Origin of the sequence: Chryseobacterium sp. RU33C, from assembly GCF_900156015.1 — a bacterium.
In the GTDB taxonomy this organism is placed as follows: domain Bacteria; phylum Bacteroidota; class Bacteroidia; order Flavobacteriales; family Weeksellaceae; genus Chryseobacterium; species Chryseobacterium candidae.
Map to the genome: position 1 here is coordinate 216,111 of NZ_FTMT01000001.1, position 26,082 is coordinate 242,192.

A 26,082-nucleotide genomic window follows, 5' to 3' on the forward strand; every position below is an offset into this window, starting at 1 on the left:
ACCATGAAAAAAAAATATACTCCCACCGATAGAATGATCACGAAGATCACAGGATCGATTTCAGTTGTAATTGTTGCTGCACTTGCTGTCTGGGGCGGTTTTACCTTAAAAAATTATTATGCATATGAGCAAACCAATGATGCACAGGTTCAGGAATATGTTAACCCCGTTATTTCAAGAGCCGGAGGGTTTATTGTTGCCGTAAAGTTTGAGGAGAATCAGGAAGTTAAAAAAGGAGATACTCTTTTAATCATTGATAACCGTGAATATGTACTTCAGGAAAAACAGACTCAGGCAGCCATTCAGAAAGCCCGTGCTCAACTGAGAGTATTGGAAAGTACTACTGGCACTACAGAAAAGGAAGCAGCAGCAGCAATGGCTCAGGTAGATGCCAATAAAGCAAAAGTCTGGAAACAACAGCTTGATTATAACCGGTATAAAAAGCTGTATGATGAAGAATCTGCCACGAAACAGCGGCTTGAAGATGTGAAAGCAACACTGGATGTCAATGAAAGCGATTATAAATCTTCACAGGATAATTATGCGGCTTCGGTATCTAAGATTAATGATATACGAGCAGAAAAAACAGTTGTTTTAGCAGAAATTGCAAGACTGGAAGCGTTGCTGGACCGTCATAAGCTGGATGTAAGTTATACAGCTGTCACCGCGGCTTATGACGGAAGAATGGGAAGAAGAACTGTAGAAGTTGGGCAGATGATTGATGCCGGAGAGACACTGGCTTTTATTGTCAATAATGAAACTGATAAATGGGTGGTAGCCAATTATAAAGAAACGCAGATCAGGGATATGCATATCGGAGATCATGTGAAAATTGTTGCGGATTCTTATCCTGACAGGGAATTTAAAGGAACAATCATCTCGCTTTCTCCGGCAACAGGTTCAAGTTTTTCACTGCTTCCACCGGATAACTCCACTGGAAATTACGTGAAAATTGTACAGCGTATTCCTGTAAGAATCAGAGTGGATGGGCAAAGAAGTCAGATTGATGTTCTGAAAGTGGGAATGAATGTGAATGTATACGCCAATAAAAAGCATTCCAATGGTTAAAAGAAAAATGCCCTATTTCAAAAAATGGGCTCCGGAATGGCTGGTGAAGATTATTCTTTTTTCAATGACGCTTCCGGGAATCATTATCTTTTTTCTGCCATTGTCTAATGTAAATGCCGCTGCCGGATATTATGGATGTGAACCGGCAGATATCCAGTTTTCAGTAGCGTTGTTTTATGCTGGTTATGTAGGGTTTTACAGCCTGGAAAGAAGATTTTTCAGTTTTCTCGCCGCAAAAGAATATTTTCTTCTTTTTACTACCCTGCAGATTCTGGCCTGTCTCATTTGTTATTTCACGCGGGAGGTCTATATTTTATTTCCGGTTCGTTTCATACAGGGAATGTTATTCGCAGGAAATGTAAACCTTTCACTAACCCTTATTTTTACACGACTGAGCAGTGAAAGAGGCCGGGAAATCAGTTTTTCAGTATTTTTTGGAATCTTAATTTGTGCTTTGCCGTTTAATAATCTCATTACCGCAGATCTTATCGATTCCTATAATTTTAATATCGTTTATAAAACAGCCATCTTCTCCTATCTTCCGGGACTTATTTTTCTGACTTTAGCCATGAGCCATTACAGAACCCATGCAAGATTTCATCTGTATAAACTGGACTGGCAGAGTTTTGGGCTATTCAGTGCTTTATTGGTATTAATCGGGTATATAACTATTTTTGGACAGGAATATTATTGGCTGGAAGATAACCGGATTCTGGGAAGTGTGGTCGGAATTATGGTTTTGGCGGCGATATCAATAGTTCGCCAGCAGGCGATTAAAAGGCCTTATATTGATCTGCAGGTTTTCAGATACAGGAACTTCAAAGTAGGTCTGCTTATCCTTTTTGTGATGTATATCTGCCGGTTTGCTTCAGGAATTGTCAACACTTATTTTGCATCAGAACTGCATCTGGATCCGTTTCATATTTCTTATATTAATATTTTTAACCTTGCAGGATTGGTGGTTGGGGTCATTATCGCCTGCTGTATGGTTTTACAAAAGAAAAATATTCGGTATATCTGGGGACCTGGATTTTTAATGCTGTTGATCTTTCATGGCTTAATGTACTATTCTTTTGATGTTCAGGCTGATGAGTTTAATTACTACATTCCGTTATTTATTCAGGGATTGGGTGTGGGGTTGATTATGGTTCCGACGATTATTTATATTATTTCTTCCGTTCCTGCTGTTATTGGGCCTTCCGCTGCTGCAACAGCATTAGCAATACGATATCTCGGGTTTTGTATCAGCATTGCCCTGATCAATTTTTTTGAACTCTTTGAAAAAAGTCGTCATTACAATGCTTTTCAGGATCATTTAAGTGCTGCAGATCCGGAAGTTAAAAGTTTTCTCCGTCTGCAGACGGCTAAGCTTATTGCAGGAGGAATGCCTGAAGAAAAGGCTGTAAAAGCTGCCAATAAGTTATTGGTAACAAGAATGAATGTTCAGGATCATGTGCGTTTTGCGATGGATTATTATGAAATGATGGTGTGGCTTCTTGCTGCTTCACTGTTATTGATTTTTCTTTTTCCCTATCTCAACCGTACCGCTCTTTATCTGAAATCCCGCAGACTGTCACCTGCATAAGTGAGACAATCATAGTTTAAAAGTATAGCTTGTCAGCTAATTTTATAGTAGAGTGCTGAGACTGTCTGATAGGGCAGTCTCTTTTATTTTGTTCGAAAATGGATGTGCACTTCTGGCCGGAATTGTATGTTTTTTGTCATTGCAGACAAGATACTTTCTCTCTACATTTGTACTCATACAGAACGAGATATGAAGAAAGAAGGACAACACACAGGAATGAAAAATATAGTACTTCTGGCCTTGCCACAGGTACAGCTGCTTGATATCGCCGGGCCATGGGACGTTTTTACAGCAGCCAACCGTTTTCTGAATATTGATCAAAAAGATATAGGCTATCATGTGTATCTCGTTTCCGGAACTTCAGAGAAGGTTATCTATTCCGGTTCAGGAATGCCATTATCATGCAGCCATACTATTTATGATGTCGATTTCCCTGTAGACACTTTACTTGTAGCAGGGACAACGTTGACTGTACTGGAGGAAATCAGCCACGATCTCTATCATTATCTTCAGAACATAAAATCAGACGTAAGACGGCTGGGATCTGTTTGCGTAGGCGCATTTGTTCTGGCCAAAGCAGGGCTCTTGGATGGTAAGCAGGTGACTACCCACTGGAAATTTGCAGATACACTGCAGAAATCTTATCCCAGGCTGGAAGTGAATGTTAATCCTTTTTTTATTCGGGATAAGCCTATCTATACTTCGGGAGGTGTTTCTTCCGGGATGGATCTTGCGTTGGCTCTTTTGGAAGAGGATTTTGGAAAGCCATTGGCCATAGAAGTTGCCCGTCATCTTGTTCTGCCTTTAAAAAGAGCCGGAATGCAGTCGCAGTTTGGAGATGCGCTGCCGGAATATGAAATAAGGTCTCCTTTTACAAAAGAAGTGCGTGACTTTTTGAAAGATAAGCTGAATGAAGCTGTAACAGTAGAATATATTGCTGAGTCACTGAACATGAGCCCCCGTAATTTTTCCAGAGTATTTCGAAAAGAATCAGGAATGACTCCCGGCCGGTTTCTGGAAAAAATGAGGCTGGATCAGGCTAAAAATATGCTGGAATATACTGAGATGAGTGTTGATATGATTGCCGTTAAATGTGGATTTAGCAACGCCGTTTCGCTTCGCCGGGTATTCCTTAAAAATATTTTCCTTTCTCCGGCGCAATACCGGAAAGGATTTAAAACTACAGAATAATATTTTTTCTCTTAAGGATTTAAAATGAAACCGATCATCTTCAAAGGTCGGTAGGGAAGAACTATGCCTTTATCCAAAAAATAATCATCTTAAAAATATAAAAATTATGAAACAAGACACTAAAACAATGAATGTAGCATTTTTAATTTATGATCAGGTAGAAGCTCTTGACTTAAATGGTCCTTTGGATGTTTTCGTTAAGGCGGATGCTATACATCCCAACTCTTATCATTGCTTTACAGTTGGAAAAACAAAAGAACCGGTGTATATGGAAGCCAATATGATGGCTGTTATTCCTACCTACGATATCCATACATGTCCTAAGCCGGATATGATTGTGGTTCCCGGAGCAAATCCTGAACACATTACGAAGTATCTTGAGGATAAGGATTTTCAGGAAACCGTTTTACAATGGATTAAAACTCATTATGATAGCGGAACTGTTGTGTTCACAATATGTACAGGAAGTATGCTGCTTTCCGGGACAGGAATCCTTGAAAACCACGATGTTACAACCCATAGCATGCTTTTAGATACTTTAGAACAGTATAATCCGCAGGCAAATGTGATCAGAAATGTTCGTTATGTGGATCAGGAACAGTTGATAACTACTGCTGGAATTACCGCTGGAATTGACGCTGCTCTTTACCTGGTTGGAAAACATCATGGTCAGGAAATAATGGATAAGGTTATTCATATTTTTGAATATCAGAATAAGAAATCTGAAAGTTAAGTTTAAAAGAAAAATAGAGAGATTTTAAAATTTTCGTGAATTGTAAAAATCGGTTAAAATTTTATTTTTAATTAAAGAACTGCAGATTCTGAAATTGTCATTAAAAAATAATAAACGTAATTAATTTATAAACAGGTGTTTGACTTTTTTGATGTGAATTTTATTGTAAAAAAGCTTAGAAAAATTTGGATTTAAGAAGTGTTTTCCTATCTTTGCAGTCCCTTAAACAAAGGGATTTACTTAAAAAAGTAAGTGGCCGACTCGGTAGCTCAGCTGGTAGAGCAATACACTTTTAATGTATGGGTCCTGGGTTCGAATCCCAGCCGGGTCACAATCCAAAAGATGTGAAAATGAAAATTTTTAAAAACATCAGAAAACAATAAAAAACCTGCAAATTATTTTTGCAGGTTTTTTATTTATAGGGTAACTATAATGTTTCAAAATGGCTGATAATTACAAATTTTCATTACAGACCAGTTTGATTGTACTTGTTCTATTGCAGTTGAAATTTAGCAATATCTTTACTCTTCATTTTTCGGTTTAAAGTTTCTTCCGACTCCCTGACGGAGAAATGTAATTTTTCCCTGTACTTTTTTCGCTTTTTCAAGGACCTCCAATGCTTTTGTTCGCTCGTTAATTTTGCCAGCATGTGTTATATTATCCTGACGCTCATTTTTTTTCATATGTTAATATAGTAAATTTATTTGAAAAAAACAAATTATTGATTTTAAGATTGTTTTAAATTTAAGAAAATAAGATTGTTGTAGTAATAGAGCAGGAGAAACAAGAGCTTCGTGAACTGCTCATTTTTTCATTGGAAGCTTTTTTGTTCATTGTTGAAGTTTAATTAACAGACCTGCTCCGGAGCACGAAATTTTTGTCTCTGATTTTGTAAATGTTAGCAGAATTCAGTACGTAAAATGTTGCGGAAGTATTGTAAATAAAGAAAAAGTTTCTATCTTTGCAGTCCCTTAAACAAAGGGATTTACTTAAAAAAGTAAGTGGCCGACTCGGTAGCTCAGCTGGTAGAGCAATACACTTTTAATGTATGGGTCCTGGGTTCGAATCCCAGCCGGGTCACTAGTAGCAAATTATAATGCTGTCTGTACAAATTCATACAATTTAGCCACATCATATTTCCATATCTCTTGCACTGGAAGTTCGGATGGTGTTTTTAATCTTCCTTCAGTAATAAGTGGGATTAAAATAATACAAACTTTAACATTACCATAAATTCCACAGCTCCTGAAAATTTATACAAGAGGTTCTAAAAAATGATAGTAAATATCTTTATGATGGATACCTTATGAAAATATAAATAACGAAAACAACCTTAGCTGTATTCCAAATCTTTTATCTTTTTTTTCCATATAGTAAAAAGATTCATGCTCTTGATAATTTTGAAAGCTAATATAAATGTACAAAATGAAATAAGTGAAGAATAAATAGGATAACTTTTAAAAAAAATATATTGAATAACAAATGTTAGAATATTAATTAAAATAAAAGTGGCACTTATTTTTTTATGGGAAAAGCCCAATAAAAGCAGATGGTGATGAATATGTGTCTTATCTGCTTTAAATGGTGATTTCCCTCTTGATACTCTATCAATGTATACTCGTATAGAATCAATTACAGGAATAGCAAATACAAAAAGTATAAAAAATACACCATAAGGAAATGTTGTTGTATTGTTATCAAACTTTGTGATATAAATTCCCAGACATATCAGCAGATATCCTAAAAATAAAGAACCTGAATTCCCTAAGAAAATTTTATTTTTCTGAGAAAGATTATATTTCAGGAAAGCTATAATACTTCCGACAAAAAGTATGGCTATTCTTGCCAGTCCTAAGTTGCCTTCTATTAACATGATAATAAAAAACAGAAAGAATCCTACTCCTGCTACACTGCCTGCCAGTCCATCCACACCGTCTATAAGATTAAAAGCATTAACTGCTGTTACAATAACCAGAATGGTAAGCAGATATTGGAAGTATGTGCTGATTTCGTAGATCCCAAAGAGTCCGTACAAAGATGAAATTCTTATTCCGGAAATTGCTATAATAATGCTTACACAAATTTGAATGATTAGTTTGTGAACTGCTTTAATATCAGTTTTGTCATCTAAGACTCCCACAATAAGTAATATATAAGATGTTACAATAATGGGAAGTATTGTTTTCCATCCATTGTCTCCGGAAATTTCAATTAATGGTAAAATAATCATTCCAATAGCCAAACCTCCAATTAATGGAATAGGAGTATAATGTACTTTTCTTGTATTGGGAACATCTACCAATCTGAATTTTTGCGCCATGATTCTCATTATGGGAATTATACAAATTGATAAAACGAATGCAAGAACTCCCGATATTAATAATTCAATAAAATTTTTCATAGTATTTTGTTTTAAGCTGTTTCACTGGAATTATTGAATAACTGTATGTTTTTCAGATGTTCTAAGTTGTACTTCTCAAGGATTTTTTTCTCCAGGTTACCAATTGCGGGATATACTTTTGTCTTGCTTTTTGCAGCAAATGCTTCTTCAATAAGATTGTGGTATTTCCTTGCGATCTTTTTCCAGGTATATCTCCGTTCTGCTATTCTTTTCATCCTGATGGCACAGTTTTGAAGGTCTTCTTTCTTCAGTTGTGCTACAATTTTTTTCAGCTCTTCTGCATTTGAAAAATAGTAAGCCTGATTTTCTGTAGTGGTTCTGTTATAGGAAACACCGTTGCTGATAATAGGCAGTCCTAAAAACATGGCTTCTACTAAAGAAGGATTGGTACCACCAGCAGAATGGCCATGAACATAAAGGGAAGCATTTCCACGAATAAGATCTATGATTTCCTGTTCATAAATTGGGTCTAAGAGATAAATATTCTCAAAATCTGAATATTGCCGTTTCAATTCTATCCCATACTGACTGTTGTTCCAGTTACCCACCATTACCAGTTTACGTTCAGGAAATTCGCTGAACACCTCTAGAATAGTATGAACGTGATTCTCAGGCTCTATCCTGCATACTTTTACGGCATATTCATCCTGTAAAAAGGGATATTCTTCAATATTTTCGGGGGTAGGCATCAGGTTTATTTTTGTGTGGTCTGCACCGTATTCTATGACCCGGCTTATGGTATTGTATCTTAAAGAAGTGTAATCCTGAATAGACTCGTTATCAGAAATATCAATATCAGAAAATTTTACAGCAAGTTTTTCTGCCCACCATAAATATAATTTTGCAGGTAAGGACCACTTATCTCTTTTCCATTCAATTCCATCTATAGAAATAATGACTTTTTTATTGGTAAACAGCTTTACAAAGGGCAGCAGCCATGCTCCTGCTACTCCCAAAATCAATAAAACATCACTAAAAAATAAAGAATGAATAATAGACCATGTATCATAAAGAATACTTTGAATTCCATTGGCATCTAAAGGGATATATTTCAGATGTGCTCCTTTCCAGCTTTTACACCTTTCTTTTCCAGAATATTTTTTTGACGAACAGTATACTGTAAAATCATACGTATTCGAAAGTTCTTCAACAAGATGAGCCGCCAAAGTTTCAAAGCCTCCATACTTTGCGGGTAAACCCACAGTTCCGATTATTGCTACTTTTGTTTTCATAATTATTTATATTTAAAAATAGTATAACTATTCATGTTCCAAAAGTAAATTAGTGTTTAATTATCTGATAATCAAATTTTTATAATTTTAAATAGGTTGTGCGTAATTCCAGAAAATGGAAAATTTATTATAAACTGGAAATAATATTGATTGACTCTTTCTCAAAATATTCCTCTGAGAACATTAGACTTTTAGCATAAGATGCATTACTGAAAGATTGATAGACCATTTTATTTTCCAATATATAGTTTATTTTTTCAGATAGTTCATCTATATTTTTAGAATTAATCCAAAAACCATTCTCACCATTGGTCACAAGCTCTGTAACTCCCCCAATGGGCGGAACAATAGCAGGAAGTCTATATCGCATTCCTTCCAGAATAGTCAGCCCAAAAGTTTCAACCCACTGATCAGTATGAGACAGATTAACAATGAGACTGGCTTCACGGTAAAAAGGGTGTGTATTGGTTTGGGTAGAGTAGATTTTTAGATTTTCCGGTATTTTTCTCATTCCGAAATAATCCTTAATTTCCTTGTCAGAAGCATTGACAACCAGTTTGAAAATATAATGGGCGTTTTTCTGAGCCAGCTGCAAAAATTCATTTACTCCTTTATAAATTTTCAAAGAACATATCATTAAAACTATAGGAACTGTCTTCTCCTGGCTTTGAAATTGATTTGCTTTTTCAACAAAATCTTTTTCCAATACATTGTAAAGAAGAACCTGATTTTTGATAAGGGATTCCTGTTTCATAAGAAATTCTGAAACATAAACAACTTTATGAGCGGTAAATTTTGCTATTCCAAAAAGTAAATTCTTAAAGATAGCAGGCTTGATTGAAGTTTCGTGGATATGATAGATTACTTTGCAGCCTTTTATTTTTCCGGCAACAGCCGCTCCAAAAGGCAGAACAGTATTGATATAGAGAATATCCTTTCTATTCAGAAAAAACAATAGCTTTATCATTAATAGGAACTGACAGACAAAGAAATTATATATTCTTATGATAGGATTGGACGAAAAACGATACCAAAAAGAATGATTTTTCACTTGAGAAATATCAGAAAGAAAGCCTTTTCTTCCGCCTGAAGTAAACAGGTGGGTTTCAATACCGTGTTGGGTCCAGGTTTTTAATAACTGCATCAATACCTTTGGACTTCCGCTGTAGTCATTTAATAAATGGATGGCAACAATTCTCTTCATTTCAGATCTGATTATAAATTGTATTAAGATGTTCACCTCTTTTTTCCCAGGAAAATTTTTCCAGATAATGATTTCTGGCTCCAATACTCATTTTTTTCTGCAGCTTTTCGTCCAGAAACAATCTGAGTAATGCGTTACTTAATCCGTCTATAGTTTGGTTATATTCCTGCTGGGGAATGGTAAAACCACAGGTATGATGAATAAACTCTCCCGGACCTTCATTTTCGAGGCATATCACAGGTAACCCGAAAGAAAGTGCTTCCGGAACTACCATCCCTGCTCCTTCATGTGATGGAAATAAAAATACGGATGACTGTTCATAGATTTTCATAAGTTCTTTTCTGTCAATCCATTCCCTGATTTCAATGAATTTATTCATTTCAAGACTGCTGATAAGGGTCTGGTAAAATTTTTTCTGTTCACCTGTTCCAATAAGAGTAAGCTTGCATAATGCTTTATCCTTTTCGGAAATCTGATCAATGAATTGGGCAAAAGATCTTATTGTTAAGTCAAATCCTTTTAACGGAACAAACCTTCCTGCACTGATCACCTTAAATTCTGATTTTGGAAGTAGTTCTTTTTTTGGGAAAAAGTCTTCTGATGCAACTGAAGGATAGATTGAATATTTCTTTTTATTAATCTTTAGTTTTTCGGGAACTTTACTATTCATACACCATATATGATCTGAATGCTCAACTGTATTTTTCAACGATACTGAAAACTTCCAGAAACAATTTTTAATCAGCCAGATAAGACGGTCTTTACTAAAGTATTTTATTGAATAGTCTTTGAGATATTGTTTTGGAATCAGGGGATGATGTCCTACCGGTCCCCAAACCATAGGTTTATGAAGTTTCCATAAAAAACTCGGAGTCCAGTCATTATGAAAATTGACATTATGAGCGATATCAAAATCCAGTTCTTGTTTTCTGATGAAAGAAACAACGTTCTTCTGCCACAGATAATAATAAAGCATAGCTCCGAAGTTTCCTTTTTTCCAGAAACGCATCCAGTAGGGAAGATCAAAATATAGGAATTGGATATTCATATATACAGGATCAGGATTTTCTGCCATATATTTTTCAATATGGATTTTATTATTTTCCCTTGTAATGGCGATCACTTTTCGGAATCTGGCAATCTGATATACAAAATTCCAGCCCATGGCATCTTCCGAACCTTTAAATGGATTTACGGCATAGCAGGTCGCCAGTATAGTCTGATTGATAGTCATCATAAGTTCTCATTTTTATTAGTTTTGCAGGTACACCTCCTATAATACTGTTGTCTGGAAATGATTTTGTAATAACACTTCCTGCGGCTAAAATACAGCCGGAGCCAATTTCTATGCTGTCCAAAATTGTAACTTTACTTCCAATCCAACAGTTTTTGCCTATTTTAATGCCTTTTCGGTTTACTCCCTGATGGCGTATGGAAATATCAGGATCTTGATAATTGTGATTTTCCGGATGGCAGCTGAGGTATTGCCCTATAATACAGTCATCACCAATTTCAAGACCTCCGGAACCGCCCAGATAAGCAAATTCTCCAATACCCACATTATTTCCTATCTTTATTTTTTCTCCGATATTATTCAATGAGGTAGAAACTATAATTCTGCTGAAAGCCCCTATAGAAACATTATTTCCGAATTCTATTCCTTGTTTGGCCAGTGCAGAAATGTAAACATCATTTCCCAGCCTCAGAAATTTTCCCCATTGTATTTTTGAAATATTGAAGAGTCCTACACGTTTTCCCAAAAGCATTCCTTTCGGATTTCTTAAAAAGAATATCATCTTTAGTCCTCTGAACAGGCTCCAGAACTGAACCCAAATCAGCTGGAATACAGCTCCGGAGTTTAATGCTTTATCTAAAGTAAAATCCGGATTTCTGAGTTTAATGATTTTTTCAACAATTGTTTTCATTTTGCAGCAGTTATAGTGTTCATTATAGTGCTTAAAGTGGTGTCCAAATCATTATTTTCAATGGAAAGATATTTGATCTTAGGATCTTTTTTTTCCAGTTTTGAAAATAATCTGCCATATGATGCCGTCAGATCACATATTGAGTGATAGGAGAGTTCTTTTTTTCTGTCAAGAATTTTTTCCGGGTCAGCATAAAGGAAAAAATTGAATTTGGGCTTTAACAGCAGGTGGTATCCGTTTTCTGTGATACCTTCCGGAAGTTTGATATTGCTTCTTTTGCTATCTGCAATAAAATCAAAATAATATCTATCATACAATACAATTTTTCCTCTTAATACATATTTCAGATAAATAATAAATTGCCCGATGATATAATCTGTATAGTAATATGTAAATCTTAGCAATGAGGAGAAAAAATGATCATTTTTGCCCTGTCTTGGCAGAGAATTTACAATGTCCTGATGCGCTTTTTCTTTTCCTTTCGTAAATACACTCAATATCGGAAGGAGAGAAGGTCTGTGTCTGAGAACTTTTACAGGTCTTCGGTAACGTTTTTCAATAAGCTCTGAAACTTCAGAAATAACTGTTGATTTTCCAACACCATCTACACCGCTGAAAGTAATAATGAATCCTTTTTCTGAAAAAAAATCTTTAAAGTAGCAGCAGAGATTCTTAAGGAATAAAAATCCTCTGTTAGATCTTTTCCTTTTCATCATTGTAATACATTCTGTTTTACTTTTTCTCATTTTTTCTGAGGTATTCTCATATACGAAATTTTTATATGCATCAGGAATTTCACTATTATTAAGAGTATAAAAATAATAGATGTATTTTGCAGTATCCTGGGGGGATGATATTTTAACTCCATACCTGTTCATTTCTGCATGGTTTATCATTCCATTTGTTTCCATATACTCAAGACTTTTCCATTTTAGCTGGTAAATAAGGTCCAGATTAAGAATCTGAAGATCATGAGTTATAAGTCTTATTTTGTACATGAATGATTTTTTTACTATTTTCATTCTGTTGACCAGGCTGTTCTGTTTTAGAAATAAAGCCATTTTTGAAGCATCATTGCAGGAGATAACGATATCAATATCAGAGTTCAGAGGGAGATTTTCAGGTTCTTTATCATGAAATTTCAGGGTTGCATATTTCTCATGATACAGATAATCAAAAATATCCATAATAAGAAGCTCTCTTTCAGTTTTGATTTCAGTAAGATACATATTCAAAGCTTCTGACCATACTTTTAAAAGCCAATGAACCTGAAGGTGCCATTGCTCTTGTTCAGAATACAGTTTCAGGTAATAAAGTACATTGGTAAGCAGATAGAATTTAAGATACTTTTTAAGATCATTGTCATCAAAATTAAATGTAATTTTATTATGTTTCCTGATCTGGACCAAGATTTCTTTCCAGGGAATATGCTGTACCAGTATACCGTTCTGTATAATAAAGTGAAAGAAATCAAACCCTTTGGGCTTTTCAAATGAAGCTAGTTCCCAATCATATATTCCAAGTGTATCGTCTTTTACAAAGCAGTTCCAGGGAGTAAAATCGCCATGAGAAAAGGATAAGTGTATCATTTCATCTTTATCAATATTTTCCAGAATTATTTTCAATTTTCGTGTCAGATTGGGAGGAATCCGGTTATCATCAATGGTGCTAAAGTTTTCTATCAATGTGTCAAAATGCTTCCAATTGGAAATTTTAATCATATTCTGATGTTTTTCTTTGATTCCATGAAGAGCTTTAGCATGAACTTCACTGAATTTTTTTTGCCTCTTTCCATTATTTGAAATATCAGAAAGTTTTAGTACACAATCATTAATTAAATATGCAGAAGGTGCTGAATACAATGTGTTGATTCCGGAGTAGGTAATGATTTTATATTCTTTGTTGATGAGATTTTTTGCATTTTTTGTTGAAGCAATTTTGAAGAAGCAATTGTCTGCAAATAAAACGGCTTTGTTGTTAGGCCCTTGAGTTCCGGTAAATATGGCCCAGTCATTCATGATGTCAAATAAAGGGTTTTCTTCTGAAGTATAATATAAAGTCTCTTTTTTGAATAATAGTCTCTGCAGACACAGAAAGAATATCATATGTACAACGAACGCAAATAATTTTCCTTTAATTGTTGTTATATTATAAAACTTTAGGAATAGAGGCTTTTTTGATCCGGAATTCCAAAACCATCGTACACTTCCATCCTGGTTGGGAATATAAGAAAACGAGATTCTTTTACTTCCTGACTGCTGTTTTAAATACAGCTTGTATCCTGTGTTTTTAAATAAGTTTCTCATGATGTACCATTTTATATTAACAAAGGATATAAACATCTTGCCATTTATGCAAATTATTGATAATGAGTAATTTGTAGTGTTTGAAATAAATTAGACTTTCCAGAAAATGGAAAAAAAACTAGAGAATGGAATTTTCTTCTATGAGATCCGGCCTTTTTCTCTTAAGAACAATTTTTTGCAGCCGGGTAAGATAGTTACTGTTTTTGAGGGTCACTGAAAAGATAATAATTTGGTAAAATAAAATTCCGTAGTTGCTTTCTCCAAATATTCCAAACTCAGTAAAAGAGTTGATTATGATGGGAATTAGAATTCCAATGAGCATAAGCTTCGTTTCTTTTGGTTGCGACAGTATTGATTTCAGGGTAAAAAATACCTGAAAAAGAACAATGGTGAGCCCGATAAAACCAAGGTTCATAAGAACCTGCATAAATGTGTTATGGGTCATTTTTCCCGGATAGGTGTGGGCACTCTGAAAAAACTCTTTATAGTCTATTCTCATAAATCCAAAGCCTAAAAGGGGTTCTCTTGGCAATCCTTCATTAATCAGAGCTTTCCAGAAAGGAAGTCTCCCTGTAAGGCTCATCACTTCCTCCAGACGAGATTGGTCTCCGCCTTTTAAGATTATGCTGTAAACAGCAAAAGGTGTAATTGCAGCCACCACCCCAATGATAGCGAATTTTAATGTCTTTTTTTTAGTCTGATTAATATGAAAAAAGATAATGAGTAGGATTCCGATCAGAGAAGATCTTGAACCGGTCATATAAAGGGCATACATAATGACCAGTATTTTTATAATCGTCCAGGCTTTATTTTTGAAGCGGTAAAGGTCAAAAATAAGACATGCACAGCCAACACCGGCGAGCATTCCTAGTTCATTGGGGTTCATTAATGTACCGCCAAGTCTGGCTTCTTCACCTCCGTCGGTGAGACGGAAAAAAACATCTGGTGCAATCCACATTCCGATAACAAAGACAAGTTGCAGCACAAAAACCGTGTTGCCTAAAAGATGATAAAGACGAATACTATGGCCCTCAAAATACACATCCAGTATTTTTAAACTTTTTACAAAGAAGTAGGCAAAGACAAAACTCTGAAACGTCATAAACCACTGCAGGGCACTGAATCCCGGATTGGTACTCCATGAAAATGATATAAAGCCTAATGTAAGATAGGCCATGTATAGAATAGGAGAGAAGATATTTTTATAGGCTAAAGAATTGACACTTCCATAATTAATAATTTTCTGGTAGACGAGAATAGAAGAGATCATTACGCCCATTCTTCCCACTACTTTTATTCCCCGGGTGATGGCAACATTTTCACTCCAGGTAAAAAAACAAGCTACCATCAGCAGCAGGATAATAAAAAGCTGATTATTCGTTTTTTTGAGAAAGTGCTGATGTTTATGCGCTAAGGATTCCATATCATCTGTTGTAGAGTTGGGTATTCATGTCTTCAAGAATTCTGTTCCAGTCAAAAGCTTCTTCCACCATTTTTATGGCATTTTCAGACATCTTCTTATATTCATCCTGATTTTCCCATATTTCAGACATCATAATAAAAGAATTGGTAAGCAGAGCAGAATCCGGGGCAGCGATACTGATGCCGGCATTGTATTTTTCTACCAGATGTCCGATATTCGTATTTTTGGTAACAATACAGGGTTTTCCAAAATCAGCTGCTTCAATGACTGAGACAGGAAGGCCTTCATTTCTGGAAGGATGTACGAAGACATGCATTTTTTTGATCAGATCATTTTTTTCTTCTCCAAACTTACTTCCTAGCAATTCTACTTTATCACTTATATGATATGATTTCAGTAGATGGATGAGCTCATTTTTCTCAGCTCCGTCTCCTACAATCCAGAGTTTGGAATTAGGTTTTTTGCTGGAAAAAGAAGCGAAACTCTCAATGAGAATATCCAGACCTTTTGTATGAATATCCAATCTGCCAACAAATCCGAAAATGATAGGTTCTTTGAGATTGCCGGAATAAAAGCCTGTATTTATTCTATCATAGCCATAGGTAATCAGAACGCTTTTTGAGGTTGGAAAAACAGAATGGAGACCTTCTATTTCACTTTCTCCTATACAATGGATTTTACAAGCATTTTCAATGACTTTTTTCTCAAATATTTCAAAGTAGATCTTCTTTGTATATTTGCTTTTCTCCATGGCAATACTATTATATGCACCATGAGGAGTTATTACGTATCGGTAGTTATTTTTCTTCAATAATTTACTTAAAGAAGAAAATAAGGGAATCCATCCTCCATGAAAATGAAAAATTGTTGCCTGATCAGCGGCCAGAATTTCTTTTTTAAGATCATCAGGAATAGAAAAAGGATTTCTTTTTTTCTTAAAAATCCTGGTTACAAATATTCTTTCGGGATAGTTGATTTCTGTATTTTCAGAAATACCCCATACTTCTACGTTCTCTTTGTTTTGTGCCTGTTTTGTAGCGATATTATACACGACTTTATTAACGCCGTTCATTTTTTCGGGATTCGCTTTTCCTAATATTAAATGTACTATGCCCATACCGAAATTTGTTTTTTGTTGAGAATTATTTTCCAATACACAATCATGATAATCTGGTTCATAGCTAAGCCAGTTACAGCACCATATAGCTGCCCGTATTTTAACAAAAAATGGAAACTCAGAACCGAAAAAACAAAGGATATACTATATCCGATAAAGAATGCCTTATTTTGTTCTAAAACTCTGATGGAAATCCGGGTTGGATAACTGTATAGAATTACAATATATAATGCTGAAACCAGCTTAATGACAAATCCATATTGATGATATTTTTCTCCTCCGAGCATAATAATCAACGATTCTGAAAAAGTGAAAAAACCAATGATTATAATGGCTAATACGGCTATTGCTTTCATCATCTTGAGAAGAAGCTCCTTTTTCTCCTGGTTTTTATTTTGATAATAAAGCTGAGCTGTTTTAGGAAGGTAATAGTTTTCAATGGTTTGTAAGATAACATTGATAATTCCGAAGAAGGACTGAACAAGCCTTAATGCTCCCAAGGCATTGATCCCTAGGTATACCCCTGCAGCAAGAGTAAAAAAATTACCCGAAAGCCATTGAAGAACAGAGGCACTTAAAAGCCATTTGCCTTCGGCAAAATAATAGTGTAAAAGTGAAGTGTTTTTAAGACCGAAGTCTGCATTTTTTATAAGGTATACTATGCCGGGAACAGATGCTGCAAAGTTTACCATACCGATAATATATAAACTTTTCCATAAGGTAAGGGATGTCTCAAATCCAAGTAAAGGAAAAATAATAATAAAGACAGTATCGATAAAAAGGACAATTTTAATATGATCTATGGTCAGTAATATTTTTCTGAGAAAGTCCTGTAAAATATAAGCTGAAATGAAAATTATGATAGCAGAAAGATTGTTTTTTAAAAATGCTATGGCAGGAATAGGGAGAAGGGTAATAAAGAAAATAATGAGGCTGAATATGGAGATCAAAACCAATGAAGCCAGAAATGCAAAGCCCAGCGATTTTTTACTGAAATTCTTTGCTGATAAAATCTGAAAAGGCTGAACAATAAAAGCGTTAGAAATACCTACCAGAAAATAGGTTATTAAAAGGATAGATGAAAATATTCCAAATTCAGAAATACTTAATTTTCTCACCAGTAAAAAGGTCAGAAGAAAATTGCTCCCGCTGAATATAAGCTGATCTGTAAAAACCAAAACAGAGGCGCTTTTAAATATTTCATGGAATCTTTTCACGATTTGTATTTGTTTATAATTCCTTTAATGGTAGTTATCAGACTAGGGTTGTATCCTTCTTTATTCAGAACAAACCAAAGATTAGACAGTTTATATTCATCTTTTAAGAGTTCAATGTTTATTATATTTTTAACGGCAGTTTTCCGGCTGTCAAGTATGAACAGGTTCTGGTCTGAAATATTCATGAAAAGTAAAGGAAGCTTGCCCTGCTTTATTGCTTGATTATTGATGACACAGATATCACATTCTTTCATTTTTTCATCGATAAGATCTCTCACTTCCCTAGCTGTCAGCCGTAGATTTTCTTCGGCAGATAAATTGATATAATGATCACCCTCTGAATTGCTTAATACACCGGCGGCATCTACCAACAAAACCTTTCTGGATTGCAGTTGTAGTGCTCTGATGATATTTTTTGCATGAAATGCATGCTGTTGTGCCTTATCATATGAAGTAATACAAATCTGCTTTTTATCCTTTATTATCTCTTTAAGCTCCATCTCCAAGACATTTTCCAGAAAATGGTGCATTATTTTTTCTTTCTTTTTGATAAATGGGGTAGTGAATGCTATCGGTATGGAACTGTTTTTTTCTATGATGGAAATATCATTTACTTTGGCTTTGGCAAAATGTACTGCGTAAATCAGAAAAATAGAAGCAACCATACTCATAATGGCAGTAACAATAATAATGATGGAACGCATTGGTGATACAGGTTCCTGTGGCAGTTCCCCTCGGGAAATAATTTTATGGAATGAGATCTTGGCAGCTTTTGCAATCTCGGCATCTATTCTTTTTTCATTCAGAAAATTATAGTTTTTTTCATAGAGATTAAATTCCCTATTCATAATGTTCAATAGCTTTTCTTTTTCAGGAAGACCAATGAAAGCACTTTCTGCAGTCTGAATATCGCGCTCTATATCATTGTATTTTATCTGTAAATTTTTCTGAGTGTTTTTTATGCTTTCGGTTTGATAATCGGTAAGGTCTTTAATTTTTGTGTCAATGATTTTTACTTTTTCATGCTCAGGAGTGTAGGTAAGTAATAATTCTTTTTTTTCTGCCTGTAGCTGTTTCATGTTTTTTACAATTTCGGTAGAAAGAAGATCGTTGAATGCTTCAAAGTTTGTAGCCAGATCAAGATAATTATCTTTTCCTTCTGTAATATAGCTGTTAAGATTTTTGATGGCATCAAGATTCATTTTGAGATTACTTTGCTGGATTTTAAGCTGGGCTATCTTTCTCAGGTCCGTTTCTGTCTCTTGTGGAATATTGATAATATTTTCTTTGTTTCTGTAATTTTCAATACGGTTTTCTGTTTCGGATAATTTATTGTTAGCCTGTCCTATTTCTCCTTTTAGAAAATCAACAGTAGTATTGGCTGCCCGGTATTTATTTTCAATATAATCTTCAATATATGTTTCAGCCAGAGTATTGACAAGGAGACTTGCCTTGGCGGGTACATTGCTTTTAAAATTGATTCTGATAACCGGTACATCTTTGTCTACGGCTACAATGTCAAGATTTTTATTAACTTTTTCGAGAAGCTTTTCTCTGCTTAAAAATACCAGTTCGTAATGATCAATGATTTTTGCATTAGGTTTGGAAAGCAGATATTCTTCATTTTTTGTAATCAGGATTTTACCTCCTTCAATATTGGTGGGAATACCAAATACCCCTTTTAATTCTTTTGGGGAGTCTGAAGTAGTGAGGATATAGTTTGCAGAGGATAGGATATTTAAGGAGAATTTTTTATCAAAGTTTTTTTTGTCAGCAATTGTTGCTTCAGCTTTTATTGGAGAGTCGTTAAAAAGCTCTACTGACTGCATTTTTCCTTTGCGGTATATTTCTGTGGAAAAGGATAATTTTTTTAAAGTTTTTTCGATGAGAGAAGAGGATTTGAGAACTTCAATTTCTGTACTGATTTTGTTGGCTGATGCAAATACATCAAAGTCTTTGAAAAGATTTGCACTGGGAACTCCTTCTTGTGTATCCGCAAGTTTTAGTTTGGCCGTACTTTCATACATTGGTGTAACGTAATTAAGATATTTTTTTATGGCCAAAACAGAAATTATCATTGCAAGAACTATTATAGGCAGTCCTCTTAAAAGAGGTTTCAGGAATCGTACATTTTCGTTGTTCATGGTATAAGTTTTATAACAGACCTATTAAAATGGCAGCTGCAGAGGTAACGGTTGCAAAAGGAATAATGGTTGAGATTCTTTTATCAAAATCTTTACTTTTCTTAGAGGGCACAATCACGTAATCTCCAGGATGAAGAACAATATTCTGATTGGGAACATCTTTCATTTTACTAAGGTCAATATTAGTAACCCTCACATTTTCTCCCTCCTGTCTTAAAATTTTTATTAACCTGAGGTTGGCGTACATTTCAAAACCTCCTGCTTTTGAAACCAGCTCAAGTAATGTATTCTGATCTTTATCTACCTGTATAACAGCCGGGTTTCTTACTTCACCCATTACCGTTATTTCTTTATTAAGGACTTTGACATCGATGACTGGATTTACAAGCCACTTTTTTAACCTGGTTTTAATTTCCTCTTTCAGTTCAGGAACCGATTTTCCAACGACAAAAGTGGTTCCCAGCCTGGGAATTTCAATATTGCCATTTTTATCAACCAGAAGCCATTTGCCATATACTTCGTTAGAATTATAAATTCCGTAGACTGAGCCTACGCTTAAATCATCCTGGCCCCACACAGACAGAGTAATTTTATCATCTTTCCGTATTTTGTATTCGTACTCCGGATTAAATTTGAAATCCTGCATATCTCTGGATGCCTGCTCTTCTTCCAGTACATTATATGTCTTACAAGAACTAAGCAGTAAGAGAAAGATAAATGATATGATGAGTTTTTTTGTCATAGATTATTAAAATATCATTGAGAAAAATTTGCGAAAGCCTTTTAATTTGCTTTGAGAGATTTCTTCTTTTATTTTTAAAATTTTTTCTATGGTTTTTACCATTTTTTCGCAGACGTTTGTATTTTTAGTTAAATAATCAAATGCCCCGTATTTAAGTGCATTTACTGCTGTATCTATATTTTCCTGCCCGGAAACCATGATAACGTAAATATTGGGATCAAAACGTTTTATTTTTTTTAAAACTTCAAATCCGTTCAGATCTTCCATATTATAGTCTAGAAAAATAATGTCCGGCTTCTGATAAAGTTCATCAAGACAATCTTCTCCACAGCTAAAGGAGGTAATGTCTTCATAATGATGGTTTTTCAGATACTGCTGATAAACATTTGAACAAAACCTGTCATCATCTACAATAAAAAGTTTTAAATTTTGATTATTTACTTCCATTTTATTTATTTTGAAAACAATATCTCTATTTCTATACCTTTTTTGTAATTTATTGTTTGTCAGTTGTTTATGTTTATGGTTTTTTCCAGAATATGGAATAGCTTCTTGATTTTGGATTAAATAGATTGGCTTATTTCATCTTTCAATTGAGTGACCACTGTTTCAAGGGTTTCCTTTATTTTTTCAAACAAGGAAGATAATTCCGGGAATTCTTTATTTTCCTCTATGGTAAGTAATTCAAGTTGCTTTACTTCATTTTCAATAGAATTTATTCCCATGGCTTGTATACTAGGTCTTATTTTATGCATCAGTCTTCCAATTTCAACATAGTTTTTTTCATCAAATGCCTTTTTCATTAATGGAAGTATTGTTTCAGTCTGTCCAATAAATATTAATAGCATTTTCCGCATAAAATCTTTATCACCTCTGCTGAGAACCTGTATATTTTTGAGGTTGTAGAAAGTTTCGCCTGCGTCCGACATTGTCTCTATTGTTTTTTCAGGGATTTTAACGTACTTGTAAATTATTTTGAGTAAATTTTCTTCATTAAAGGGTTTGGTGATATAATCATTCATTCCCGCATTAATACAGTTATCTATTTCTGTTTTAAAAGCGTTAGCGGTAAGTGCGATCACAGGGGCTTTAATTCCAAGTTCATTCCGTAATATTTTAGTTGCTTCAATACCATCCATTTCTGGCATTTGCAAATCCATCAGAATAATGTCAAATTGTTCTCTGCTTAATATTTCCAGGGCTATTTTACCATTTTCAGCTTTAACGACATTACATTCAAAATGTTTAAGAGATCTTTCTGCCACCAGCTGATTAAGTGCATTATCTTCTACCAGCAGAACTTTTGTACCTGCAATGGAAATATGTTGATTTTTCCAGGTGCTTTCTTTTAAGGCTTTTTCATCACCCCTGTCTAAAATCAGAATTATTGTAATACATGTTCCTGAGTTTTTTTCACTTTTTACATTAATTTCTCCTTTCATAAGGTGAACAAGTTCTTTGGTAATAGACATTCCAAGACCTGTACCTCCATACTTTCTTGAAATTGAACTGTCTTCCTGATTAAATTTATTGAATATATTACGTACATATTCTTCGCTCATTCCAATACCGGTATCAGTAATACTGATCGAAATGGTTTGCTGGTTTGAAAAACTTTTCAGCACATTAGATTCAACTTTGATATGCCCTTCGTTGGTGAATTTCAAAGAATTACCAATGATATTGTATAACACCTGTTCAAGTCTTAGAGAATCTCCTTTTAAAACCGGGAAAATATCCGCAGAGAAATCTGTAATAATTTTAAGGTTTTTTTCTTCTGCTTTTGGCTTAAGAACGGAAATGACTTTTTGAATGCTGTCTTTTAAAGAAAAACTCTTGTGCTCTAAAGACATTTCTCCAGATTCAATTTTAGAAATATCGAGTATGTTATTAATAATTGATAATAAGTGCTGTGAAGCGTTATAACTGTTTTCTACAAATTGTTTCTGTTCATCAGGGAGGTCACTTCTTTTGAGCTCTCGCAGAAAACCAATGATACCGTTAAGAGGGGTTCGTATTTCATGGCTCATATTGGCAAGAAAAACCTCTTTAGCCTTTGACGCTTCCAATGCTTTTGCTTTTTCAAGTTTTAATTCTTCTTCCAATTTTTTTTGATCAGTGATATCAAGATGGATTCCTATGGAACCTAACAAATTTCCCAAGTCATCATAATTGGGAGCTCCGCTTACTGCCCACCATCTTATTTCTCCTCTCTTGTTTCTTACAGGAAGCTGATATACACTGGAAATTCCTTTTTTTCTCAGTTCTATCTGCTCTTGCAAAAACCGGACGTGGTTTTCTCCGTACAAAAAGAGTGTACTTGGGTTTTTACCAATTACTTCATCCAGTTCAAAACCTGATACATTACAAAAGCTTTGGTTTGCATAGCGAATAATTTCATCATTATCTACTTCAATGAGTCCCAGGTTCATGTTAGCAATAATATTCCGATATTTTTCCTCTTGCTGCTTTATATAATCTTCTGCTCTTTTTCTTTTCCTTAGCTGTTCAGAGAGATACAGTGACAGTTCTTTAAGATCTTCCGATTTTTTTATTTCAATATCAGAATCAATAATTTTTAATGATTCATAGAGGTTGCTGATAGATTCATGTTTAAGTGTATTTTCATTTTTAAGATTTTGATACAGCTCCTGATATTCTTCTTCACTTTGTTTGAAAGCGTAGTCCATAAGTTCTTTATCCCTTTCAAATGATTTGTAAGATTCATTAACTGCATGAATAAAACGTTTAAATTGCGGATGATTTTTGCAGTCTTCCGTAAGATATTTATTGATCTGTCTCTCGAGTAAATTGTGAAATTTGATTTCCATAGTTATTCAATTTCATTAACTGTGGTGATGGTAATAGTCTGATTGTGCAGAGCACAGTCGCCAAACGGGCTTAAAGGAGATAGCTCTCCGTATGAGTAAAATCCCGTTAGCGCTGTATTTGATTTGAAAACATCCCGCACTATATCCACTTCTTCATAAACTCTGTCTCCCAATACCATTTTTCTTCCTACACAGCTTATAATGATTCCCAGTTTAGGGCTATGTGTATTCATTTTAAGACATTGATGGGCTGCATCATTAGCTGCATCAATTAGTCTGTCCATGTTGGCTTTCATAAACCTTACTTTACTTCCTTCCGGCAGGTCTCCTGCAAAAATCATCGTGTTATCTTTAATGGAGAGAATTGTTCTCACTACAGATAAAGAGTCCTGGTATAAGGTGAGAGATAATGGAAAAAGAAGGGCAGAGCCGGGAAGTTCTTCAGCGTATCTTCCCAAATATTTTTTATAAAGATCCAATGCATTTTTATTATCAATTTCATAAAGAATATTATCATGTGACTTGGTGACCACTCTTTCAAGCCCAAAGCTTTCCCAGCCGCCAATTGAAGAATGAGATAATTCAAGGTTCGCTCCATAAAATCCAATGGCCAGAATCTTATTAGGTTTCGGAACCTGGTTGAGTCCTACTACAGTTTTTTCAAATTTATCCCCATCCCCGGCCAGACCGCCTGAAATTAAAACTTCTTGGGGCCTACTGGCATTAAGCCCGCGAACTAATTGACTGCCGTTAACCTTACTGCCGTCAGATAAAATAAAAACCCATTTAAGATCTTCAGAAGGAAGGTTTTCAATTAATTTTTTTCCTGCATCATAGCTGCAGGAAAAATCTTCAATATCAATCTGTGAAGTCTTTATGTAAGATGTTGAAAAACTGATTATAGTTAAAGCTACCGTATCATCATACACTTCATTACAGAAAATTTCTCCCGAAGAAGAAGACAGGGCTATCTCTGCATTAGGAAACGTTTCCTTTAAAAGAAGATAAAAGCTATCCTCTTCAATAATACTTCTGGCTCCATATCCTATAATGATTTGAGCTTCCTCGTAGTTAAGCTTTTCATCATTTCTTTCTGATTTGAATGCTCCGTCTGTAAAAAGTAATTTAGCAACTTTCATCTAACTATTTTCAATTTCAAGGTTATTAATAAGATTATATATAGTTGATTTGCCTATATCTAATAGTTTTGCGGTTTTAATGACATCATTATTATTATTTTTCAGAAAATGTAAAATGATATCGGTAGTATATTGTTTTAGTGTTTTTTGTTCATTGAGAAAAGATTCTGATTTTTTTTCCAGATTAAAGAAATTAATATCTTCTGCTGTTATTTCGTGATTATCAGACATAACACAAGCAAGATCAACAACAGACTTTAATTCTCTTACATTTCCCGGAAAATGATAGGCTAAAAGTTTTTTCCTTGCATCCGAAGATAAAGACAAAGGTTTAACCTTGTTTTCTTTTGCGAAAAGCTCTATAAAATGTTTGGCCAGAATCAAAATATCCTGATCCCTTTCCCGTAAAGGAGGAAGTTCAATAGGAAGACCAATAATCCGGTAATAGAGATCTTCCCGGAAGTTGCCCTTTTTGACTTCCTGTACAAGATTTTTGTGCGTAGCTGTAATAATCCTGACATTGAGTTCAATTTTTTGCTTTCCGCCTACTCTTGTGATTTCTCTTTCCTGTAGGGCACGTAGTAATTTACTTTGAATATTAAGATCCAGTTCTGCAATTTCATCTAAAAAAATAGTTCCTCCATTAGCCTGCTCAAACTTTCCGATGGCTCTTTCTGTAGCCCCTGTAAAAGCCCCTTTTTCATGGCCAAAAAACTCACTTTCCACTAATTCTTTAGGAATAGCAGCCATGTTTACCGCAATAAAAGGTTTGTTTTTTCTTGATGAATTATAATGGATTGCCTTAGCAACAACTTCTTTACCAGTACCTGTTTCACCGGTAATGGAAACATTGATGTTGGACGTAAGTGCTTTATTAATTTTAGAAAATATTTTTTTTATGGAATCGCTTTGCCCAATAATTGTTTTTTCAAACGTATATTTTTTTTCGAGCTCATCTTTAAGGTCTTCAACCTCCTGCTTTAGGTTGATGTTTTCTTTCAATCTCATGATAGAATTCCACAAAAGTTCTTTGGTATGCTCGTTTTTTACAATATAATCTTTTGCCCCCTGCTTTAGAAAATTGATGGCAACTTCAATATTTTCCTGTCCGCTTATAACAATAATAGGAAGTTCAGGATATAGGTTTTTAATCTGTTTAAAAAGTTCATCCCCCTGAATGTCTGGTAATCCAAAATCAATACATATGATATCAGGATTATGGTAAAGATTGGAAAGACAGTCTTTTGCATTGCTGAATAGCAGAACTTCATAATCAGGATTTAGTTGGAGATGATACTTTAACATTTCTCCTATGAAAATATCATCGTCAACTATAAATATTTTACACATTTGCGCAGGTTTTAGTTTTTATGTTTACTACTAAAATAATGAATTTTAATTATGTGATGAACTATTTTGTCATAAAGATTAATAATTTGAAATAATAATTTATTATTGTTGAATATTTTGTGTGGAGTTATTTAATCAAAATTTTCCAGATGAAACTCTTTCTGCACTGGAGTTGCTACCTTTGTAGGACACGGTTCTTATACTATTTAAATTTAATGTTATAAAAAGAGTTAGAAAAATTACAGTTTAGAATTTAAGATCCAAGCAGTTTCATTAAGTGAGCAAAGAGGTTATGTTTCTTCAGTAGCCGAGGAGCTTAGAATCTGTAAAGAAATTTTGGTCACTTGAAGAAAACTTCACAGAGAGGGTAAACTTACAAAAGAAAAGCAAATTTCCTCTGACCCGGTAAGGGAAAAGTTATTGAGGCTTTGCAATGAATTGGAAGAAACAAAGCTAGAACGGGAAATTGCTTAT

The 26,082-nt window shown here is 34.5% G+C and carries 20 protein-coding genes and 2 tRNA genes; 6 read left to right on the forward strand and 16 right to left on the reverse strand.

The window, feature by feature from the left end; translation table 11 throughout:
- The first annotated feature begins 3 nt into the window (after positions 1–3).
- From BW946_RS00975 to BW946_RS00995, 5 genes are all read left to right on the forward strand, one after another.
- Positions 4–1,068, forward strand: a complete 1,065-nt coding sequence (locus BW946_RS00975) for an HlyD family secretion protein (RefSeq protein ID WP_076594533.1) — start codon at positions 4–6, stop codon at positions 1,066–1,068.
- Positions 1,061–2,653: an MFS transporter gene (locus BW946_RS00980; RefSeq protein ID WP_076594534.1), complete on the forward strand. Its 1,593-nt coding sequence runs from the start codon at positions 1,061–1,063 to the stop codon at positions 2,651–2,653. Before BW946_RS00975 ends, BW946_RS00980 begins: the two co-directional genes overlap by 8 nt.
- A 216-nt stretch (positions 2,654–2,869) precedes the next feature.
- On the forward strand, positions 2,870–3,844 hold the full coding sequence (locus tag BW946_RS00985) for a GlxA family transcriptional regulator (RefSeq protein WP_170872035.1): 975 nt from the start codon (positions 2,870–2,872) through the stop codon (positions 3,842–3,844).
- A gap of 106 nt (positions 3,845–3,950) precedes the next feature.
- Complete coding sequence (locus BW946_RS00990) at positions 3,951–4,577, forward strand: DJ-1/PfpI family protein (protein WP_076594389.1); 627 nt, start codon at positions 3,951–3,953, stop codon at positions 4,575–4,577.
- Between the two features lie 258 nt (positions 4,578–4,835).
- Positions 4,836–4,908, forward strand: a tRNA-Lys gene (locus tag BW946_RS00995).
- 190 nt (positions 4,909–5,098) lie between these two features.
- On the opposite strand, the gene BW946_RS21305 is transcribed toward BW946_RS00995, so the two are convergent.
- The gene (locus BW946_RS21305) at positions 5,099–5,260 is read right to left on the reverse strand and encodes a hypothetical protein (protein WP_156106559.1); all 162 of its coding nucleotides are present in this window, start codon (positions 5,258–5,260) and stop codon (positions 5,099–5,101) included.
- A 324-nt stretch (positions 5,261–5,584) separates the two neighbouring features.
- Between BW946_RS21305 and BW946_RS01000 the strand changes: the two genes are divergently transcribed.
- A tRNA-Lys gene (locus tag BW946_RS01000) sits at positions 5,585–5,657 on the forward strand.
- Positions 5,658–5,910: 253 nt separating this feature from the next.
- Here the strand turns inward: BW946_RS01000 and BW946_RS01005 are convergent.
- From BW946_RS01005 to BW946_RS01075, 15 genes are all read right to left on the reverse strand, one after another.
- Positions 5,911–6,978: a glycosyltransferase family 4 protein gene (locus BW946_RS01005; RefSeq protein WP_083688754.1), complete on the reverse strand. Its 1,068-nt coding sequence runs from the start codon at positions 6,976–6,978 to the stop codon at positions 5,911–5,913.
- An 11-nt stretch (positions 6,979–6,989) separates the two neighbouring features.
- On the reverse strand, positions 6,990–8,210 hold the full coding sequence (locus tag BW946_RS01010) for a DUF1972 domain-containing protein (protein ID WP_076594391.1): 1,221 nt from the start codon (positions 8,208–8,210) through the stop codon (positions 6,990–6,992).
- 127 nt (positions 8,211–8,337) lie between these two features.
- Positions 8,338–9,414: a glycosyltransferase family 4 protein gene (locus tag BW946_RS01015; RefSeq protein WP_076594392.1), complete on the reverse strand. Its 1,077-nt coding sequence runs from the start codon at positions 9,412–9,414 to the stop codon at positions 8,338–8,340.
- A gap of 1 nt (position 9,415) precedes the next feature.
- A complete protein-coding gene (locus tag BW946_RS01020) occupies positions 9,416–10,651 on the reverse strand; it encodes a glycosyltransferase family 4 protein (RefSeq protein WP_083688756.1) in 1,236 nt (411 codons plus the stop codon).
- Positions 10,596–11,339 carry an acyltransferase gene (locus BW946_RS01025; protein WP_076594394.1) on the reverse strand — a complete coding sequence of 248 codons (744 nt, stop codon included), beginning with the start codon at positions 11,337–11,339 and terminating at the stop codon, positions 10,596–10,598. Before BW946_RS01025 ends, BW946_RS01020 begins: the two co-directional genes overlap by 56 nt.
- Positions 11,336–13,645: a hypothetical protein gene (locus BW946_RS01030; RefSeq protein WP_076594395.1), complete on the reverse strand. Its 2,310-nt coding sequence runs from the start codon at positions 13,643–13,645 to the stop codon at positions 11,336–11,338. The genes BW946_RS01025 and BW946_RS01030 overlap by 4 nt, the downstream gene beginning before the upstream one ends.
- A gap of 118 nt (positions 13,646–13,763) precedes the next feature.
- Positions 13,764–15,068 carry an O-antigen ligase family protein gene (locus BW946_RS01035; protein WP_076594396.1) on the reverse strand — a complete coding sequence of 435 codons (1,305 nt, stop codon included), beginning with the start codon at positions 15,066–15,068 and terminating at the stop codon, positions 13,764–13,766.
- A 1-nt stretch (position 15,069) separates the two neighbouring features.
- The gene (locus tag BW946_RS01040) at positions 15,070–16,185 is read right to left on the reverse strand and encodes a glycosyltransferase family 4 protein (RefSeq protein ID WP_139325948.1); all 1,116 of its coding nucleotides are present in this window, start codon (positions 16,183–16,185) and stop codon (positions 15,070–15,072) included.
- On the reverse strand, positions 16,176–17,402 hold the full coding sequence (locus BW946_RS01045; protein ID WP_076594398.1) for a lipopolysaccharide biosynthesis protein: 1,227 nt from the start codon (positions 17,400–17,402) through the stop codon (positions 16,176–16,178). The genes BW946_RS01040 and BW946_RS01045 overlap by 10 nt, the downstream gene beginning before the upstream one ends.
- On the reverse strand, positions 17,399–19,546 hold the full coding sequence (locus tag BW946_RS01050; RefSeq protein WP_076594399.1) for a GumC family protein: 2,148 nt from the start codon (positions 19,544–19,546) through the stop codon (positions 17,399–17,401). The genes BW946_RS01045 and BW946_RS01050 overlap by 4 nt, the downstream gene beginning before the upstream one ends.
- 10 nt (positions 19,547–19,556) lie before the next feature.
- Positions 19,557–20,288: a polysaccharide biosynthesis/export family protein gene (locus BW946_RS01055; protein WP_076594400.1), complete on the reverse strand. Its 732-nt coding sequence runs from the start codon at positions 20,286–20,288 to the stop codon at positions 19,557–19,559.
- A gap of 6 nt (positions 20,289–20,294) precedes the next feature.
- Positions 20,295–20,735 (reverse strand): response regulator, encoded by a 441-nt coding sequence (locus tag BW946_RS01060; RefSeq protein ID WP_076594401.1) that lies wholly within the window; start codon positions 20,733–20,735, stop codon positions 20,295–20,297.
- Between the two features lie 116 nt (positions 20,736–20,851).
- Entirely contained in the window at positions 20,852–23,119 is a 2,268-nt protein-coding gene (locus tag BW946_RS01065; protein WP_076594402.1) for a response regulator, read from the reverse strand.
- Positions 23,120–23,121: 2 nt separating this feature from the next.
- Positions 23,122–24,258 carry an FIST signal transduction protein gene (locus BW946_RS01070; RefSeq protein ID WP_076594403.1) on the reverse strand — a complete coding sequence of 379 codons (1,137 nt, stop codon included), beginning with the start codon at positions 24,256–24,258 and terminating at the stop codon, positions 23,122–23,124.
- Positions 24,259–25,608: a sigma-54-dependent transcriptional regulator gene (locus BW946_RS01075; protein ID WP_076594404.1), complete on the reverse strand. Its 1,350-nt coding sequence runs from the start codon at positions 25,606–25,608 to the stop codon at positions 24,259–24,261.
- Between the last annotated feature and the right edge of the window lie 474 nt (positions 25,609–26,082).

What these genes read in the sequence shown, in the direction of transcription:
- BW946_RS01025 (WP_076594394.1), bottom strand. Translation starts at nt 11,339, where the DNA reads ATGAAAACAATTGTTGAAAAAATCATTAAACTCAGAAATCCGGATTTT.
- BW946_RS01060 (WP_076594401.1), bottom strand. Translation starts at nt 20,735, where the DNA reads ATGGAAGTAAATAATCAAAATTTAAAACTTTTTATTGTAGATGATGAC.
- BW946_RS01040 (WP_139325948.1), bottom strand. Translation starts at nt 16,185, where the DNA reads ATGGGCATAGTACATTTAATATTAGGAAAAGCGAATCCCGAAAAAATG.
- BW946_RS01010 (WP_076594391.1), bottom strand. Translation starts at nt 8,210, where the DNA reads ATGAAAACAAAAGTAGCAATAATCGGAACTGTGGGTTTACCCGCAAAG.
- BW946_RS00985 (WP_170872035.1), top strand. Translation starts at nt 2,870, where the DNA reads ATGAAAAATATAGTACTTCTGGCCTTGCCACAGGTACAGCTGCTTGAT.
- BW946_RS21305 (WP_156106559.1), bottom strand. Translation starts at nt 5,260, where the DNA reads ATGAAAAAAAATGAGCGTCAGGATAATATAACACATGCTGGCAAAATT.
- BW946_RS01020 (WP_083688756.1), bottom strand. Translation starts at nt 10,651, where the DNA reads ATGATGACTATCAATCAGACTATACTGGCGACCTGCTATGCCGTAAAT.
- BW946_RS00980 (WP_076594534.1), top strand. Translation starts at nt 1,061, where the DNA reads ATGGTTAAAAGAAAAATGCCCTATTTCAAAAAATGGGCTCCGGAATGG.
- BW946_RS01065 (WP_076594402.1), bottom strand. Translation starts at nt 23,119, where the DNA reads ATGGAAATCAAATTTCACAATTTACTCGAGAGACAGATCAATAAATAT.
- BW946_RS01070 (WP_076594403.1), bottom strand. Translation starts at nt 24,258, where the DNA reads ATGAAAGTTGCTAAATTACTTTTTACAGACGGAGCATTCAAATCAGAA.
- BW946_RS01050 (WP_076594399.1), bottom strand. Translation starts at nt 19,546, where the DNA reads ATGAACAACGAAAATGTACGATTCCTGAAACCTCTTTTAAGAGGACTG.
- BW946_RS01055 (WP_076594400.1), bottom strand. Translation starts at nt 20,288, where the DNA reads ATGACAAAAAAACTCATCATATCATTTATCTTTCTCTTACTGCTTAGT.
- BW946_RS01075 (WP_076594404.1), bottom strand. Translation starts at nt 25,608, where the DNA reads ATGTGTAAAATATTTATAGTTGACGATGATATTTTCATAGGAGAAATG.
- BW946_RS00975 (WP_076594533.1), top strand. Translation starts at nt 4, where the DNA reads ATGAAAAAAAAATATACTCCCACCGATAGAATGATCACGAAGATCACA.
- BW946_RS01030 (WP_076594395.1), bottom strand. Translation starts at nt 13,645, where the DNA reads ATGAGAAACTTATTTAAAAACACAGGATACAAGCTGTATTTAAAACAG.
- BW946_RS00990 (WP_076594389.1), top strand. Translation starts at nt 3,951, where the DNA reads ATGAAACAAGACACTAAAACAATGAATGTAGCATTTTTAATTTATGAT.
- BW946_RS01005 (WP_083688754.1), bottom strand. Translation starts at nt 6,978, where the DNA reads ATGAAAAATTTTATTGAATTATTAATATCGGGAGTTCTTGCATTCGTT.
- BW946_RS01035 (WP_076594396.1), bottom strand. Translation starts at nt 15,068, where the DNA reads ATGGAATCCTTAGCGCATAAACATCAGCACTTTCTCAAAAAAACGAAT.
- BW946_RS01015 (WP_076594392.1), bottom strand. Translation starts at nt 9,414, where the DNA reads ATGAAGAGAATTGTTGCCATCCATTTATTAAATGACTACAGCGGAAGT.